3 protein-coding genes (1 of these 3 only partly in view) are annotated in these 19,221 nt (G+C 69.1%); all 3 read left to right on the plus strand.

Annotated elements, in window-relative coordinates:
* Tightly spaced (each overlapping or abutting the next), the 3 genes in view from ACQR1Y_RS12830 to ACQR1Y_RS12840 form a layout consistent with a single transcriptional unit that may run on beyond the window.
* Positions 1-9,693: an amino acid adenylation domain-containing protein gene (locus tag ACQR1Y_RS12830; protein ID WP_434876902.1), complete on the plus strand. Its 9,693-nt coding sequence runs from the start codon at positions 1-3 to the stop codon at positions 9,691-9,693.
* Complete coding sequence (locus ACQR1Y_RS12835; protein ID WP_434876687.1) at positions 9,693-16,271, plus strand: amino acid adenylation domain-containing protein; 6,579 nt, start codon at positions 9,693-9,695, stop codon at positions 16,269-16,271. Before ACQR1Y_RS12830 ends, ACQR1Y_RS12835 begins: the two co-directional genes overlap by 1 nt.
* On the plus strand, positions 16,264-19,221 hold the beginning of the coding sequence (locus ACQR1Y_RS12840) for a non-ribosomal peptide synthase/polyketide synthase (RefSeq protein WP_434876688.1). Its footprint extends 13,437 nt past the window's final position; 2,958 of the gene's 16,395 nt are visible here — the first part of the coding sequence; the start codon lies at positions 16,264-16,266; its stop codon lies off the right edge, out of view. Before ACQR1Y_RS12835 ends, ACQR1Y_RS12840 begins: the two co-directional genes overlap by 8 nt.

Raw genomic sequence — 19,221 nt, forward strand, 5'->3', positions numbered from 1 at the left:
ATGCCGACACGAAACCTCGTCGACCGACTCCGCCAGCATGCCGATCTGCGTGCCGATCATCCGGCGGTCCGCTACATCGAAGGCGACGAGGTCGTCGACGAGCTGAGCTTCGCCGCGCTGGACCGCCGCATCCGCGCGCTGGCTGCGCATCTGCAGGATCTCGCCGGAACAGGCGAGCGCGCGCTGATCCTGCTGCCCAACGGAGCGGACTATGCTGTTGCGTTCTATGCCTGTCTCTATGCGGGCGTGATCGCGGTGCCGGCCTATCCGCCGGAGACGGGCAAGGCGCGCTACGCCAGCCGGCTCGACGGTATCCTGCACGATTCGGCGCCGCGTCTCATCCTGACCCAGGCGCGGCTGCGCGACGGCATCACGGCGGCGTTCGGAGAGACGGGAGCTCACATCCTGGCGGTGGACGAGGTCGCGGTCGACGCCGCCGCGTCCTGGCGCGAGACCGAGCTGATGGCGGATGCGATCGCGTTTCTCCAGTACACGTCGGGCTCGACGTCGCAGCCGAAGGGCGTCTGCGTCACGCACGGAAATCTCGTCGCCAACGAGATCGCGATGGAGGCGGTGCTCGAGGGCCATGGCGACGACGTGTTCGTCAGCTGGCTGCCGCTCTATCACGACATGGGGCTGATGGGCGGGCTGCTGAATCCGCTGTTCACCGGCTACACGACGGTGCTGATGACGCCGCGCAACTTCCTCGAACAGCCGCGGCGCTGGCTCGAGGCCATTCATCGCCATGGCGGCACCTGCAGCGGCGGCCCGGACTTCGCGTTCGCGCTGTGCGCCGACAGGGTGTCGGATGAAGCCATCGCGCGGCTCGATCTCAGCCGGTGGCGGCTGGCGTTTTCCGGGTCGGAATTCGTGCGCCGCACGACGCTCGAGCGGTTTGCCGCGCGGTTCAAGCCGGCGGGTCTCGATCCGCGCGTGCTGACGCCGTGCTACGGACTGGCCGAGGCGACCTTGCTGGTGACGGCGGCCGATCGCGCGAGCGAGGCGGTGGCCGTCACGCTCGATTCCGCGGCGCTCGCCGCCGGCCGCGCGGCGAACGCGGACGATGGCACCGACCTGATGGCGTGCGGCACCGTGCCCGATGGCCATGCCGTGCGCATCATGCGGACGGACGGCGCGGCCGCGGCCGATGCCGATGAGATCGGCGAGATCTGGGTCGCGGGACCGAGCGTCGCGCAGGGCTATTGGAACAACCCGGAGGCGACGCGGCAGACCTTCGTGGAGCGCGACGGCGCGCGCTGGCTGCGCACCGGCGATCTCGGCTTCATGCGTGACGGCGTGCTCATCGTCACCGGCCGGCTCAAGGACCTGCTGATCGTACGCGGCCAGAACATCTATCCGTTCGATATCGAGCAGGCGGTCGAGACCGAGGTCGCGTCGGTCCGCAGGGGACGCGTGGCGGCCTTCCCGGTCGTGATCGACGGCCGCGAAGGCATCGGCATCGCCGCCGAGTTCGGCCGGGCCGTGTCGCGCCGGGCGCCTGTGGGCGCGCTGATCAAGGCGATCGGCGATGCGGTCATGGGGCAGGCGCAGGAGTTTCCGGCCGTCGTCGTGCTGCTCAATCCGCAAGCCATGCCGCTGACGACGAGCGGCAAGCTGCAGCGCTCGGCCTGCCGCGCCGGATGGGAGCAGGGCACGCTGGACAGTTTCATGGTGTATGAGCGCAGTCGCGACGCGGCTGTCCGCGCTGACGCCGGGCTCACAACCGAGACCGAGCGCCGCCTCGCCACGATCTGGCAGGATGCGCTGCAGGCGACGACGATCGGCCGCGATGCCGATTTCTTCATGCTCGGCGGCAACTCCATTGCGGCCGCGCAGATCGCGGCGGCGGTGCGCGATGGCTTCGCGGTGGAGCTCGATCTGCGCAGCTTCTTCGAGGCGCCGACGCTCGCGGCGCTCGCAGCCCGCATCGACGCCGCGCAGCAGGGCGCCGCGTCGTGGCCGCCGTTGCAGCCGGCGCCCGCCGGCGAGCGCGCGCTGCTGTCGCCGGCCCAGGAGCGGCTGTGGTTCCTGTGGAGCATGGACCCGGCGAGCACCGCCTACACCATCGCCAGTGTCGTCAAGCTCGACGGACCGCTCGATCAGGCGCTGCTGGTGCAGGCGCTGGCCGGGATCGTCGCCCGCCACGAGCCGCTGCGCACGACCTTCGTGGCCGCGGACGGCCGCGCACGGCAGGTGATCCATCCGACGGCGGACATCGCCGTTGCCATCGAGGATCTGCGGCGCCGTCCGAAGGGCGAGCGCGCGCAGCAGGCGGCGGCGCGCGTGCGCGACGAACTGGCGCAGCCGTTCGATCTGGTCAACGGCCCCTTGCTGCGCGCCGTGCTGATCCAGCTCGCGGATGATCGCCACGAGCTCCTGCTCACGGCGCATCACATCGTCGCCGACGGCCTGTCGCTCGACGTGCTGCTCGGCGAAATCGCCGCGTCCTATCAGCGGCTGCGTGACGGGGCAGGCATGCCGCCGCCGAACGCCATCCAATATGCCGATGTTGCGGCCGGGCAGCGCGCGTGGCTGGCGGGTCCCGGGGCCGAGCAGCAGCTCGCTTACTGGCGCGGACGGCTCGGCGAGACGCATGAGCCGCTCGCGCTGCCGCTCGACCGGCCGCGTCCGGCGGTGCAGAGCTATCGCGGCGAGACGCTTCATGTCGAGATCGACGCGGCGCTCGCCGCAAGGCTGCGCACGATCGCGGGACAACAGCGCGTCAGCATGTTCATGCTGCTTCTCGCGTCCTATCAGTTGCTGCTGTTCCGGTATTCCGGCCAGTCCGACCTGCGCATCGGCGTGCCCGTGGCCGGGCGGCGGCAGGCCGAGCTCGCCTCGCTGATCGGCTGCTTCGTCAACACGCTGGTGCTGCGCGCCGATGTGACCGGCGATATGCGCTTCGCCGACCTGCTGGCGCAGGCGAGGGAAGAGGTCATCTCCGCGCTTGCGCATCAGGACCTGCCGTTCGATCGCCTGGTCGACGCGCTCAGGCCGGCCCGCTCGGGGGCGTACAATCCGCTGTTCCAGGTCAAGTTCAACTACATGACCGCGCCGCGCGGCTTCGCAACCACGGACGGTCTGCGCGGCGAGGCCGGGATCATCGATCTCGCCGGCTCGCATTTCGATCTCGCGCTCGACATCGTCGATGGCGCCGAGGGCATGACCGCCAGCCTCAACTATGCCACGGACCTGTTCGACGCGCCGACCGTCGCGCGCATCGGCCACCAGCTCGTCGATCTCCTGCGGCAGATCGCATCCCGTACCGACTCGCGGCTGCGCGATTTCTCCATCGCGCCGGAGAATGTGCAGGCGGTCGCGCAGGAGGAAGCGCGCTTTCCGGCCACGGATATTCTCGACCTGTACGACGCCGCGTTCGCCGGTCGCGGCGACCGGATCGCGCTGCGTCAGAATGCGGTCGCGGTCACGGCCGCCGAGCTCGCGCGCTGGTCGGACCGGATCGCCTCGACATTGGCGCAGGCCGGAGTGGGGCCGGAGACGCCGGTCGCACTGTGGATCGAGCGCTCGCCGGCCTTCGTCGCGGCGCTGCTCGGCGTGCTCAAGGCCGGCGGCGCCTATGTGCCGCTCGATCCGGCCTGGCCCAGCGAGCGCGTGCAGCGGATCCTGCGTGATGGCGGCATCGAAACGCTGGTGGCTACAGGCGACCGTCTCGCGGCCGCTGCCGCATTGGATTGCCGCGTGCTCGACGCGGGCAGCAGCGCCGGTCCCGGCGCGACGTTCGTCGCGCGACGGCCGCATCCGGCCCAGACCGCCTACATCATCTACACTTCGGGCTCGACCGGCGCGCCAAAGGGCGTCGCGGTCAGCCACGGCGCGCTCGCGAACTACGTCCAGGCGCTGCTGTCGCGGCTGCAATTGAAGGCAGACGCGTGCATGGCGATGGTCTCGACCGTCGCCGCCGATCTCGGCCACACCGTGCTGTTCGGCGCGCTCGCCAGCGGCGCGACGCTGAACCTGCTCGCCCCCGACGCCGCCTTCGACGCGGACGCCTTCGCCGAGGGCATGCGCGGCGTCGACGTGCTCAAGATCGTGCCGAGCCATCTGCGCGGCCTGCTGCAGGCCCGGGCGTCGGCCGACATGCTGCCGCGCGACGTGCTGATCCTCGGCGGCGAAGCCGCCGATCCCGGCCTGATCGCCGACATCCGCCGGCTGCGGCCGCGGTGCCGGATCGTCAACCATTATGGTCCGACCGAGACGACCGTGGGCGTCACGACCCACGCCTGGACCGACGGCGATCTCGGCGGGATCGTTCCCGTCGGGCTGCCGCTCGCCAACCTGCGTGCCGTCATCCTGGATGATGCGTTGGACGTGGTGCCGGCCGGCGTCGCGGGCGAGTTGTTCATCGGCGGCGCGGGTCTTGCCCGCGGCTATCGCGCGGCGCCGGGGCAGACGGCGGAGCGCTTCATTCCGGATCCGTTCGGCGCGCCGGGCGAGCGTCTCTATCGCACCGGCGACCGCGTGCGCTGCGATCAGGCGGGCCGCATCGTGTTCCTCGGCCGCCGCGACGACCAGGTGAAGCTGCGTGGCTATCGCGTCGAGCCGGCCGAGATCGCGCGGACGCTGGCGAGACTCGACGGCGTCGCCGACGCCGCGGTGGTCGCACGCGCGATCGACGAAGGGCAGGACCGTCTGGAGCTCGTGGCCTATTGCGTGCCGGCCGCAGCGCCGCTGCAGCCGGAGGCGTTGCGGCAGCGGCTTGCAGTGATGCTGCCGGACTACATGGTGCCGTCGCGCATCGTGCTGCTCGAGCGCCTGCCGCTCACCGCCAACGGCAAGCTCGACCGCGCGGCCCTGCCTCGGCCCGACGAGACACCGGCCGTGTCCCATGCAGCGCCCATCGGCGAGGTCGAGCAGGCGATCGCCGCGGTCTGGCAGGAGGTGCTCGGCCGCGAGAGCATCGGCCGCGACGACAATTTCTTCGAGCTCGGCGGCGACTCCATTCTCAGCCTGCAGATCATCGCGCGGCTGCGCCGGCGCGGGCTGGTGCTGACGCCGAAGCAGATGTTCGCGCAGCAGACGATAGCGGCCCTGGCCGGTGTGGTCGTGACCACCTCCGCACCGTCCAGGACACCGCCGGCAGCAGCCCGCAGCGGGTCGAACGCCCTCTCTGCGGAGCTGCTGCCGATCCAATTGCGGTTCTTCGCCGACGCCATCCCGAACCGCGATCACTTCAATCAGGCCGTGCTGCTCATCCCGCGCGATCGGATCGGATGGGATGTGCTGGAGCGTGCGCTCACGGCCGTCGTTATGCAGCACGAGGCGCTGCGGGTGTCCTATCGCCGCAGCGACGGTGAATGGCGCGCGGCGCCAGCCGAGCAGCCGGCGTCCGATCTGCTCTGGCGTCGCAGCGGCGTTGGTCCCGATGACATCGCAGCGGTCGCTTCGGACGCGCAGGCGAGCCTGTCGCTGGAGAAGGGCGAATTGTTGCGCGCGGTCGGCTTCGACCTCGCCGACGGCAGCCAGCGTCTACTGATCGCGATCCATCACCTCGCCGTGGATGGCGTGTCATGGCGAATCCTGCTGGACGACATTGCGTCGGCCTGCGCGCAACTGGCCGGCGGCGCCGCTGTCGCCAGCCTGTCGGCCTCGAGCACGTCGCCGTGGCTCTGGGCCGAGCGTTTGCGTGCGCATGCGGCCTCCGACGAGATGGCGGCGGAGCTGCCGTTCTGGCTCGCATCGTCAGGCGGCAGCGATCTGCCGTGCGACGCGGACCATGGCGCCGCCGATCTCGAAGGCGAGGCCGAAGAGGTGGTGCTCAGCATCGATGCCGAGCTGACGACGCGGCTTCTCGATACCGCGCCGGCGGCCTATCGCACCCAGGTGAACGATCTCTTGCTCGCCGCTCTGGCGCGCGCGATCTGGTCGTGGAGCGGTCGGGACGATGTGACGATCGAGCTCGAAGGTCACGGCCGCGAGGACCTCTTTGCCGATGTCGACCTGACGCGGAGCGTGGGCTGGTTCACGACCGCATTTCCGGTCCGGCTGCGCGGCGGCAGCGCGGAGGCTGGTCCGCTCATCCAAGGCGTCAAGGAGATGTTGCGAGCGGTGCCGGGTCGTGGTCTCGGCTACGGGGTCCTGCGCCAGCTCGGTTCACCCAAGCATCGCGAGGCGCTTGCGCAACTCCCGGCGCCGCGCATCGTGTTCAACTATCTCGGGCGCTTCGAGGGCCTGTCCGGCGAAGGCGCGCCTTACCGGATCGCGCCGGAGCATCCCGGACCGATGCGGGCCGCCGATACGCCGCTGCGGGCCTGGCTGACCATCAATGGCGATGTCCGCGACGGGCAGTTGCGGCTTGGCTTTCGCTACGGCCAGCGGCGCTATCGCCGCGCCAGCGTGCAGCGGCTCGCCGAGCTCTACCGGGCCGCGCTGGACAACGTGGTCGATCATTGCCTCAGCGGCGCGGCCGGCCTCACGCCGTCGGACGTCCCGCTGTCGGGGCTCGATCAGGCGACGCTCGACCGGATCTGTACGACGATCGATGCGCGCGAGATCGAAGACATCTATCCGCTCTCCCCGATGCAGCAGGGCATGCTGTTCCATGCGCTCCGCGACGGCAAGGCCGACGTCTATGTCAACCAGCTCGCCGTCGAGCTGCGCGGCGTCACATCGGCGCAACTGTGTGCGGCATGGCAGTCGGCCAGCCTGCGGCATGCGGTGCTGCGAACGGGATTCCTCTGGCAGGACCTGCCGGGACCGGCTCAGCAGGTCGTCTATCGCCAGCTCGACATGCCCGTGGTCGAAGACGATTGGCGCGGCCGCGCGAACGATGCGGACCTCGACGACGCACTCGCCGATGCGGCGCGCGCCGAGCGCGGGCGCGGCTTCGAAATCGGCCGGCCGCCGCTGCAGCGTCTCAGGTTGATCCGGCTCGGGGATGACCGTGTCTGGCTGATCTGGACACATCATCACATCGTGCTGGATGGCTGGAGCTCGGCGCGACTGCTCACCGAGGTGCTGCGGCAGGTCGGCGGAACGGTCGTTGCAACCATGCAGGGGCGGTACCGTGACTACATCGCCTGGCTGCAATCGCGCGACCCCGCCGCCGCGAGCGAGTTCTGGCGCGACAGCCTGCGCGCTTTTGAACAGCCGACGCTGCTTGCCGACGCGTTGCGCGGCCGCGCCCCGCGTTCGGCCGCAACGGGACCTGGCCGGCTCACCTTGCTGATCGACGGCGATCTCACCGCACATCTGCGGCGGTTCGCGACACGGCAGCGGATCACCATGAATACGCTGCTGCAAGGCGCCTGGGTGCAGCTGCTGCGCCAGTACACCGGACAGGACGCCGTCTGCTTCGGCGTCACCGTCGCCGGGCGTCCGGCCGACTTGGCCGGGGCGGAAGACGTCGTCGGTCTCTTCATCAATACGCTGCCGCTGGTCGATCGTGCGCATCCACAGGCCGCCGTCGGCGACTGGCTGCGCGGCCTGCAGGCGCAGAACATCGCGGCACGCGACTATGAGTGGATGCCGCTGCACGAGATCCAGCGTCTCGCCGGCCAGGGCGGTCAGCCGCTGTTCGACAGCCTGATGGTGTTCGAGAACTATCCGATCGATCGCGGCCTGGCGGATCGAAAGGACGGCGGACCAACCATCGGACGGGTCGAGCACGTCACCCCGACCAACTACGCGATCGCGGTGGCCGTCTTCGAGAGTCCGGATGGCCTGCGGCTCGATCTCAATTATGACCCGGCGCAGCTCGACGAGACAGCGGTGCAGCGGATCGGCGCGGCGCTCCGAGACGGTCTCGCGATGCTTTCGGACGATGCGCACCGTGCGACGGGACGTCTTCAGGCGCTCACCGGCAATTTCGCCGACCGGCTGTTGCGCTGGGGCGGACTGGTCGCCAGCGCGACGTCGGAGCCGGAATCGCCGCAGTCCCTCGGCATCGTCGCGCAGATCGAGGCGCAGGCCAGACGGAGGCCGCGAGCGATCGCGATCGTCAGCGGCGAACGCCGGATCAGCTATCGCGAGCTGAACGCGCGCGCCAATGCGCTGGCGCGCCGCCTCAGCGCAAGCATCAGCGGTTCGGATCAGGTGATCGGCATCGCGCTCGATCGCAACGTCGACATGGTCGTCGCGTTGCTCGCGGTGCTGAAGGCTGGCGCCGCCTATTTGCCGCTCGATCCGGACTATCCGTCCGAACGCCTTGCGCACATGATGCGCGACAGCGGCGCGAAGCTGCTGCTGACCGAGGAGAGACTGCGGGACCGCTTCGCGCTGGCGCTGGCCGACAGCGATGCCGAGGCCTGGCTGCTCGACCGCCTCGATGCGGCTGAAGACAGGACCAACCTCGACATCCGCATCCATCCCGAGACCCTTGCTTACATCATCTACACCTCGGGCTCCACCGGCCTGCCCAAGGGCGTCATGGTCCGGCACGGGGCGGTGACGAACTTCCTGGCGACCATGGCGGAGCAGCCAGGCCTCGTCCAGGATGACCGCGTGCTCGCGTTGACGTCGCTGTCGTTCGACATCGCGGTGCTGGAGCTGTGGCTGCCGCTGACGAAGGGCGCGCGGATCGTGCTCGCCGACCGTGCCGCCGCGCATGATCCGGCGGCGTTGAAGGCGATCGCGGTGAAGCATGGCGTGACACTGATCCAGGCGACGCCATCGAGCTGGCGCATGCTGCTGGACTATGAAGGGAGCGACGCGTGGCTGCCGCAAGGATGCCGCGTGCTCAGCGGCGGCGAGGCGCTTGCGCCTGACCTGGCGCAGCGCCTGCTCGACCTGAGCCATGAGGTCTGGAACCTCTATGGGCCGACCGAGACCACGGTGTGGTCGGCGCGGCATCGGCTGACGGCGAACGATTCCTCGCCAGTGCTGGGCCGTCCGATCGGCCACACGACGCTGCATGTGCTCGACGGCAATCTCAATCTCGCGCCTCCCGGCGTGGCGGGCGAACTCTTCATTGGCGGCGCTGGCCTCGCACGCGGCTATTGGAAGCGCGCGGCGCTCAGCGCGGAGCGCTTCATTCCCGATCCGTTCAGCGCGACCGGCGCGCGGCTCTATCGAACCGGCGACCTGGTGCGCTGGCGGGAGGATGGCGTGCTCGATTATGTCGGCCGCGTCGATCATCAGGTGAAGATCCGCGGCCATCGGATCGAGCTCGGCGAGATCGAAGCGCGTCTGCGCGCGGAGCGAGGGGTGCGCGACAGTGTCGTCGTCGCCCGGGACATCGGCGGGAGCCAGCAGCTGCTCGCCTATGTCAGCGGTGACGAGATCCTGGATGGCGCCAGCCTGCGTGCGACGCTTGCCGCGTCATTGCCGGACTACATGGTGCCGTCGCGCGTGATGGTGCTGCCGCAACTGCCTTTGACGCCGAATGGAAAGATCGATCGCAACGCCTTGCCGTCGGCGTCGCACGACGCGGCCGCGCGGCACGACTATGTCGCGCCGCTCGGCGAGATCGAGACCACCCTGGCGCGGATCTGGGCCGAGCTGCTTGGTGTCGACCAGGTCGGGCGCGGCGATCATTTCTTCCAGCTCGGCGGCCACTCGCTGCTGGCGGTGCGGCTGCTGAGCCGCGTGTCCCAGGAGTTCGGAACGTCGATGCAATTGACCGAGCTGTTTGCTCATCCCGAACTGGCGGAGTTCGCGCGCATCCTCTCGATCCATCTGATCGAGACGGAATTCGGCGAGGGCGAGCTCGACGAACTGATGATGGCGGAGCAGTGATGAGCGGACAATCAGGACGGCCCATGCTGCGCGACCTCGACCCGGACGCGCTCCGCGATCTCGCAACGCTGGCGCGGCAACGCCGCCGCAAGGCCGGGGGCCCGACCGCCGATACGATCCCGGCGATCGATCGCGGCGGCAAGCTGCCGCTGTCGTTCGCGCAGCAACAGCTGTGGCTGGTGGCCCAGCTCGACGGCAGCAGCACGAACTACCATCTCGACGCCGTGCTGCGGCTGCGGGGACGGCTCGACGTGGCGGCCTTGCAGCGCAGCTTCCATGCGTTGTTCGCGCGCCATGAGGCGCTGCGGACGGTGTTCGCCGCTGAGGAGGGCGAGCCGCATGTCGTGCTGCTGCCGCCGGACGCTGGTCTGACGCTGCAGATGCATGACCTCGGTGGGCGCACCGATCCCGAGACCCAACTGCGCGACCTCTTGAACGTCTGCGCGCGCGCGCCGTTCGATTTCGCCACGGGACCGCTGATCCGCGGTCATCTCATCCGCATGGCGGATGACGATCACGTCATTCTGCTCAGCCAGCATCACATCATCTCCGACGGATGGTCGATGGGCGTGCTCATGCACGAACTCTCGGCCCTGTATGGAGCCTTCGTGGCCGGGAGAGATGATCCGCTGCCGCCGCTCGTCGTCCAATATCCGGATTACGCGGCCTGGCAGCGCCGATCGCTCTCGGCGCAGCGGCTGCAGCAGGAGATCGCGCATTGGACCGCCGTGCTGGGGGATGCGCCGTCCGTGCTGACCTTGCCGACCGACCGGCCGAGGATCGCGCCGAGGTCGACCGCGGGCGCGGCGGTGCCGATCGTGTTCGATGACGTCGTGTCCGCAGACATCCGGAAATCGAGCCTGACGCTCGGCACAACGCCCTATGTCGTCGTGCTTGCGGCCTGGACGCTCGTGCTGTCGCGGCTCGCTGGTCAAACTGAGGTCGTGATCGGATCGCCCACGGCAAACCGCGCGCGTCCCGAGATCGAGGGGCTCGCCGGCTTCTTCGTCAACATGCTGGCGCTGCGCGTCGATCTGTCCAATCGGCCGACCGCGGCCGAACTGATCGCGCGCGTCGGCAAGACCGTTCTGGATGCGCAGGCGCATCAGGATCTGCCGTTCGAGCGCCTCGTCGAAGCTCTCCAGCCGATCCGTCATGCGGAGTATAGTCCGGTTTTTCAGGTTGTGTGTGCGTGGCAGAGCGACGCAGCCGGCGCGGTCGCGCTGCCTGGCCTCGTGGTCGAGCGCGTCCCGACCGAGCAGCGCGAAGTCAAGTTCGATCTCGAACTCGATCTCAGCGATGGCGGCGGACATATCGTAGGAAAGCTGAACTACGCCACGGCGCTGTTCGAGGACGAGACCGTCCGGCGGTACGCCGGATATCTCGTCGCCGCGCTGCGGGCGATGGTCGCCGACATCCAGGCGCCCGTCCATCAGATCGACCTGCTGTCCTCAGAGGAGCGCACGCTACTCCTGGACACCTGGAACCGGACGCCAACCGTCGCCGCATCAGGGCAGTGCATCCAGGAGCTGATCGCGGAGCAGGTTCGACAGCGCCCATCCGCTGTCGCGCTGGTCCACGGCGAGGATCGGCTGACCTATCGCGAACTCGACGTCCGAGCCAATCGTCTCGCGCATCACCTGCAGGCGCTGGGGGCGGGGCCGGATCGCCTGGTCGCGATCTGCCAGCAGCGCGGCATTGCTGCCATCGTCAGCGTGCTCGCGGTGCTCAAGGCGGGCGCGGCCTATCTGCCGCTGGATCCGGCCTATCCGGCACAGCGGCTGCGCGATATCGTCGCCGATGCCGGACCGATGCTGCTGCTCGCCGACGACGACAGCGCCGCAACGCTCGGCGACGTCTCGTGTCCTGTCGTCGACGTGCAACGGGATGCGCCCGCCTGGGCCGAACGGCCCGACAGTGCGCCGGATCTTGCGGCGCTCCGATTGTCACCGCGGCATCTCGCCTACGTCATCTATACGTCGGGCTCCACCGGCCGTCCGAAAGGCGTGATGGTCGAGCACCGCGGCCTGATCAATCTCGCGCGCGCGCAGATCGCTCTGTTCGATACCGGTCCGGACAGCCGGATCGTCCAGTTTGCCTCCTTCAGCTTCGACGCCAGCGTGTGGGACATCGTCATGGCGCTGTGCGCCGGCGCCGAGCTGCACCTGCTTGGAAGGCGCGAGCATCAGGATGCGTCGGAGCTGATGCGTTATCTGTCCGCGCGCGGGATCACGCACGCGACGCTGCCTCCGGCGATGCTTCAGGGGCGCGCCGATCTTGCGCAGCTCGCAGGTCTCAAGGTGCTCGTTCTCGCCGGCGAGTTGCCGCGCGCCGAGCTGATCCAAGCTCTGCCGGCAGAGAGCGCCGTCTACAACGCCTACGGACCGACCGAGGCAACGGTCTGCGCCACCGCCTGGCGCCGGCCGGATGGGTTCGCCGGCAGCGTGGTTCCGATCGGACGTCCGATCGCCAACACACGCATCTACCTGCTGGATCCCGAGGGCCTCCCGGTGCCGCGCGGCGCGGTGGGGGAGATCTGGATCGGCGGGGCAGGGGTGGCGCGCGGCTATCTCCACCGCATCGATCTCTCCGAACAGCGCTTTGCGGCCGACCCGTTCGATCCTGCATCTAACGGCCGGATGTACCGGACCGGTGATCTCGGCCGCTATCTGGCGGATGGCAACATCGAGTTCCTCGGCCGCAACGATCACCAGGTCAAGATCCGCGGCTTCCGCATCGAGCTTGGCGAGATCGAATGCCGCCTGAATGCCTTGGCGGGCGTGCGCGATTGCGCCGTGCTGGCGCGGCGCGACGCGCATGACGACCTCAGGCTCGTGGCTTATGTCGTGCCGGCGGAGATCGACAGCGACGGCGCCGCGTGGTCGGCGCAACTGCGGGCACAGCTGCAGTCCTGCCTGCCGGACTACATGGTGCCCGCGGCGATCGTGCGCCTCGAAGCGCTGCCTTTGACGCCGAATGGCAAGGTCGACCGCCAGGCGCTGCCGGCGCCGGACGAGCAGGCGATCGCGCGCGGCGTCTACGATCCTCCGCAGGGGGGCACCGAGCGGACGCTTGCGGCGATCTGGAGCGAACTGCTCGGCATCGAACGCGTCGGTCGCGCTGATCATTTCTTCGAGCTCGGCGGCCATTCGCTGCTGGTCGTGCGTCTGCTGGACCGCTTGAAGCGTCACGGGCTGGCGGCGGACGCGCAGAGCGTCTTCGCCAAGCCGGTGCTGCGCGATCTTGCAGCGAGCCTGCGGCAGGTTGAGGAGAGCACAATTCCCGCCAACCTGATCACGGCAGAGACGGCTGTCATCACGCCGGACATGCTGCCGCTGATCACGCTGAGTCAGCCGGAGATCGACCGGGTGGTCAGCCAGGTGCCGGGCGGTATCGCCAACATCCAGGACATCTACGCGCTGTCGCCGCTGCAGGAGGGCATCCTGTTTCATCATCTGCTGGCGACCGAGGGCGATCCTTACGTTCTGGTCGCACAGATGGCGTTTGCCGGGCGCGAGTTATTGGATCGCTATCTCGGCGCCGTCCGCGAGGTGATCGCGCGTCACGACGTGCTGCGGACCGCGATCGTCTGGGATGGCTTGTCCGTGCCGGCGCAGGTGGTCTGGCGCAACGCGCCGCTCGATGTCACTGAGGTTCAGCTCGCGGGCCATGAGCCGGCGCAGCTTGAACTGGCACGGCGCTTCGATCCGCGATCGAATCGGCTGGATGTCTCGAAGGCGCCGTTGCTGCGGTTCGTCGTCGCGCGCGATGGAGAGACCGATCGCGTACTGGTCTTGATCCTGCTGCATCATCTGATTGGCGACCATTCGACCTTGCAGGCGATGCACCAGGAAGTGCAGGCCGTCCTGGCCGATCGCCGTCACGAGCTGCCGACACCGGTGCCGTTCCGCAATCTCGTCGCCCGGACGCGGGATCCGGCCGGCCACGATGCGCAGCAACGGTTCTTCCGCGACATGCTGGGCGATATCGACGCGCCCAATGCGCCGTTCGGCCTGACCGAGGCGCGCAGCGACGGACAGGGCGTCAACGAGGCCAAGCTGGCCCTGCCTGCCGCGCTCGACGCACGGCTGCGCGCGCAGGCGCGGCGGCTCGGCGTGAGCCTTGCCAGCCTTTGCCATCTCGCCTGGGGGCAGGTGCTGGCGCGCAGCAGCGGGCGCGAGCAGGTCGTGTTCGGCACCGTGCTGCTCGGCCGCATGCAGGCGGGGCACGATACTGGCCGCAGCCTTGGCCTGTTCATCAACACGCTGCCCTTGCGGCTCGACCTCGACCTCACGCCCGTGGCCGACAGCGCCCGCATCGCCCATGCCCGGCTGGCCGAGCTGATGGCGCACGAGCACGCTTCGCTGGCGATGGCGCAGCGCTGCAGCGGCGTCTCGCCGGCGACGCCGCTGTTCTCGGCGATCCTGAACTATCGCCATAGCAATGGACAGGCGCGGCAAGGCGAGGCGGCGGCGCAGGCCCTCGACGGCGTCGAGTGGCTCGGCGCGGAGGAACGCACCAACTACCCGCTGATGCTGGCGGTGGATGATGACGGCGACGGACTTCGCCTGACGGCGCAGGTCGTTGCCGCCGTCGCACCCGAGCGGATCTGCGCGATGATGCAGACCTCGCTGGAGCAAATGGTTCGGGCGCTCGAGACCGCGCCGCTGACTCCCATGTGCCTGCTGGACGTCGTTCCGTCCGACGATCGCGCGCGACTGCTGAATGACTGGAACGCGACCGCGCTGAGCTGCGCGGATGGGCTCTGCGTGCATCGGCAGTTCGAGCGCCATGCGGCGCTCAGGCCCGACGCGATTGCGCTCGTCCATGGCGAGGAGACGATCAGTTACGGCGAACTGAACGCACGGGCGAACCGGCTGGCGCGGCGGCTCAGGGCGCGCGGCGTCGGCACGGATGCGGTGGTCGGGCTGGCGCTGGAGCGCGGCGTGACGATGATGGTGGCGCTGCTCGCGGTGCTCAAGGTGGGCGCGGCCTATCTGCCGCTCGATCCGGACTATCCCGCCGCGCGGCTCGCCCACATGCTGACCGACAGCGGTGCGACCCTGCTGCTGACGCAGGAGGCGCTGCAGGCCCGGTTTGCGCCTGTGTTGGCCGAGAGTGAAGCGGACGCCTGGCTGCTCGATGCGGCCGTCGGCGATGGTGCCGGCGACGCGAGCGATCTCGGTGTCGCCGTTCACGCCGAGAGCCTGGCTTACGTCATCTACACCTCCGGCTCGACCGGGCAGCCCAAGGGCGTGATGGTGCGGCATGGCGCGCTGACGAACTTCCTCGCGACCATGGCCGAGCAGCCCGGGATGACCGCGACGGATCGCGTGCTCGCGCTCACCTCGCTGTCGTTCGACATCGCGGTGCTGGAGCTGTGGCTGCCGCTGGCGACAGGCGCGCGGATCATCCTGGCCGACCGTACCGCGGCGACCGATCCGGCGGCGCTGCAGGCCCTCGTCTCCGCGCAGGGCGTCACCATGATGCAGGCGACGCCGTCGAGCTGGCGCATGCTGCTCGATCACGGTGGGATGGAGACATGGCTGCCTGCGGAATGTCGCATCCTGAGCGGCGGCGAGGCGCTCGCGCCGGATCTCGCGCGCCGGCTGGTGGCGCATGGACATGAGGTCTGGAATCTCTATGGGCCGACCGAGACGACGGTGTGGTCGGCGCGGTATCGGCTGGATGCGAACGCTGCGTTGCCGCTGCTCGGCCGCCCGATCGGCAACACCACGCTCTACGTGCTCGATCGCAATCTCGATCCCGTACCGATTGGCGTTGCAGGCGAGCTCTTCATCGGCAGCGCGGGCTTGGCGCGCGGCTATTGGAATCGGGCGGCGCTCAGCGCGGAGCGGTTCATTCCCGATCCGTTCGGCGTCGCGGGTGCGCGGCTCTATCGCACCGGGGATCTGGCGCGCTGGCGCGATGACGGCGTGCTCGACTATATCGGCCGTGCCGATCATCAGGTGAAGATCCGCGGCCATCGGATCGAGCTCGGCGAGATCGAGGCGCGCCTGCGCGCCAAGCCTGGCGTGCGCGACAGTGTCGTCGTGGCGCAGGAACTCGCAGGCGGTCAGCAACTGGTCGGTTATGTCGCGGGCGAGGCCTGTGACGCGGCTGCGTTGCGGGCGGCGCTTTCGGCGGAGCTGCCGGACTACATGGTGCCGTCGCGCGTGATGGTGCTGGCGCAACTGCCGCTGACGCCGAACGGCAAGATCGATCGCAAGGCGCTGCCGCGCGCCGATGCCGGCCTCGCCGCGCGCGAACGGGTCGCGCCGCGAAATCCGATCGAGGCCGCGCTGGCGTCGATCTGGGCCGAATTGCTGCGCCGGCCCGACGTCGGCATCACCGACAATTTCTTCGAGCTCGGCGGCGACTCGCTGGTCGCGGTCCAACTCGTCAGCCGCATCAGGCGCGACATGGGGCAGGACCTGCCGCTGAAGCGGCTGTTCGAACTGACCACCATCGAGTCCATGGCGGCGGCGCTGACGTCGGCCCCGCCGACGAGCCCGCGTAGCGACGACATCGCCGCCATGTTCGATCTGCTGGAAGAAGTCGAGTTCACCCATGAATGATCAATCCGGATTGCAGGCCCAGCAGCTCAGCGAGATCGCCCGTCGGCTGGCGCGGCTCGATGCCGACAAGCAGCGCGCCTTCCTGGCGCAACTGGCCGCCAAGGGAATCGATCTGTCGATCGTGCCGATTCCGCGCCAGCGCCTCGACCGCGCGCCGCTGTCGTTCGCGCAGGCAAGACTGTGGTTCCTGTGGCGGATGGATCGGGCGAGCCCGGCCTACAACATGCCGGTCGCGCTGCGTCTGCGCGGCAAGCTCGATCTCGCCGCGCTCAAGGCTGCGCTCGATGCGCTGGTCGTGCGTCACGCCGCGCTGCGCACGGTGTTCCGGCAGGACGGCGCGGCGCCGGAGCAGATCGTGCAGGCAGCGGCGCCGCTGGCGCTGCGCCGGATCGCCATCGACGGCGATGATCGCGAGCAGGAGGCGCATCGATTGCTGAGAGACGAAGCGGCGAGGCCGTTCGATCTGGAGAACGGGCCGCTGGTGCGGGCCGCGCTGCTTTCGCTCGGCGCGCAGGATCACATCCTCACGGTGACGCTGCACCACATCATCGCCGACGGCTGGTCGTTGCAGGTTCTCACCGACGAATTCTGGCAGCTCTATCGCGCGGCTGTCCGCGGCGATGCTGCGGCGTTGCCGGCGCCCGAGATCGACTGCGGCGATGTCGCGAACTGGCAAAGGATGTGGATCGGCGCGGGGGAGGGAGAGCGTCAGCTCGACTACTGGACCGAGCGCCTGCGCGACGCGGCGATGCTGCAGCTGCCGCTCGACCGGCCCCGCTCGGCGGAGGCGCATCAAGCCGGCGATGCCGTGCGGCTCCTGCTCGATGCGGATCTCCGCGATCGCCTGCGCGGTCTGGCACAGCAGCACCGGACGACGCTGTTCGTCGTTCTACTCGCCGCGCTGAAGCTGGTGCTGCATCGCTACAGCGGCCAGACGGACATCTGCGTCGGCGTGCCGCTCGCCAACCGCGACCGGCCGGAGACCCGGCGGCTGATCGGCCTGCTCGTGAACACGCAGGTGCTGCGGACGAAGCTCGACAGCCGGCGCACCTTCGCCGACCTCATGACCGCGCTGCACGAAACGTCGATCGAGGCCCAGGCGCATCAGGACCTGCCGTTCGAGCGCGTGCTGGAGGTGCTGCAGCCGCAGCGCAGCCTGAGCCAGAATCCGCTGTTCCAGGTGCTCTACAATCACCAGCGCCGGCCGGAGCCGGTCGCCGCGCCGGACGAGGGTGGCCTGCAGATCGAGACGATCGCGGCCACCGTCGACACGGTGAAGTTCGATCTTGCCGTCGATACCGAGGAACTGGCCTCGGGCGAGATCGCGGCGCAATTCTCCTTCGCCACCGCGCTGTTCGACCGCTCGACCATCGAGCGCCTCGCGGCCCACTGGCGCGCGGCGCTCGAAGCGATGGCCGCCGATGCGGCGCGCACGATCGCAAGGCTGGAGCTGTTGTCGGTTCAAGAGCGCGACGACGTCAGAAAGTGGAATGCATCTGCCTGGGGACCTGAACCATTCGTACCCGTGCATCGCATGTTCGCGCGGCATGCGAAGGACGCGCCCGAGGCCACGGCATTGGTCTTTGGCGACGAGACGATCAGCTACGAACAGCTCGACCGGCGCGCCAATGCCATCGCCCGGCATCTGATGGCGCACGGCGTGCGTCCGGGCGACCTGGTCGGCATCGCGATGCCGCGCTCGCCGGATCTCATCGCCGCCTTTCTCGCGGTGCTGAAATGCGGTGCGGCCTATCTGCCGCTCGATCCCGATCATCCGCCGGCGCGGCGCGCGGCCACGGTCCGCGACGCCGGGGTGGCCGTCGTGGTGGTTCGAGGTGATGCGGACATGTCGGCCATGGCCGCGGCCCGCGTCGTCGATCTTGCGCTGCTTCCGGCGGACGCAGGCGGCAGCGATCCTGCGGTCGAGGTTCATCCGCAGAGCGTCGCTTATGTGATCTATACGTCCGGCTCGACCGGGATGCCCAAGGGCGTCGCCGTCGCGCATCAGCCGTTCGCGATGCATTGCCGCGCCACGGCCGAGCTCTACGAGATGGACGCGCAGTCGCGCGAGCTGCACTTTTTGTCGTTCACGTTCGACGGCGCCCATGAGCGGCTCTGGACCGCGCTGAGCTGCGGCGCCGCTTTGGTGATGCGTGACGCCGAGCTGTGGTCGGCGGAGCAGACGCTCGAGGTGATGCACGCGCGCAGCGTCACCAATGCCGGCTTTCCGCCGGCCTATCTGCAGCAGCTCGCCGACTTCGCGGCCTGGCGCGGCGATCCGCCGCCGGTGTCGCTCTATTCCTTTGGCGGCGAGGCGATGCCGAAATCGGGCTTCGACAAGGTGAGGTCCGCGCTGCGGCCGCGCAAGCTGATCAACGGTTATGGCCCGACGGAGACGGTGGTCACGCCGCTGGTCTGGAAGGTGGAGGCCGATGTCGAGATCGACTGCGCCTATGCGCCGATCGGCCGGCCCGTCGGCCGGCGATCGGCCTATGTCCTCGACGGCGATCTGAACATCGTCCCGGTCGGTGTCACCGGCGAGCTTCATGTCGGTGGCGAGGGACTCGCGAGCGGATATTGGCACAGGCCGGCGCTGACGGCCGAACGCTTCGTGCCGGACCCGTTCGGTGCTCCTGGCGCGCGGCTCTATCGCACCGGCGATCTCGCGCGCTGGCGTGGCGATGGGGTGATCGACTATGTCGGTCGATCCGACCATCAGCTGAAGATCCGCGGCTTCCGCATCGAGCCCGGCGAGATCGAAGCCCGCCTGATGCGCCAGCCCGGTGTGCGCTCAGCGGTGGTGACCGGCCGCGACATCGCCGGACGAATGCAGCTCGTGGGCCATGTCTCCGGTGAGGGAGAGCTGGACGAGACGAGGCTGCGGGCTGCGCTGTCGGAGGAGTTGCCGGACTACATGGTTCCGGCGCGCATCGTCGTGATGAACGATCTG

The sequence above is a fragment of the Bradyrhizobium sp. HKCCYLRH3099 genome, assembly GCF_051167855.1.
GTDB lineage: Bacteria > Pseudomonadota > Alphaproteobacteria > Rhizobiales > Xanthobacteraceae > Bradyrhizobium.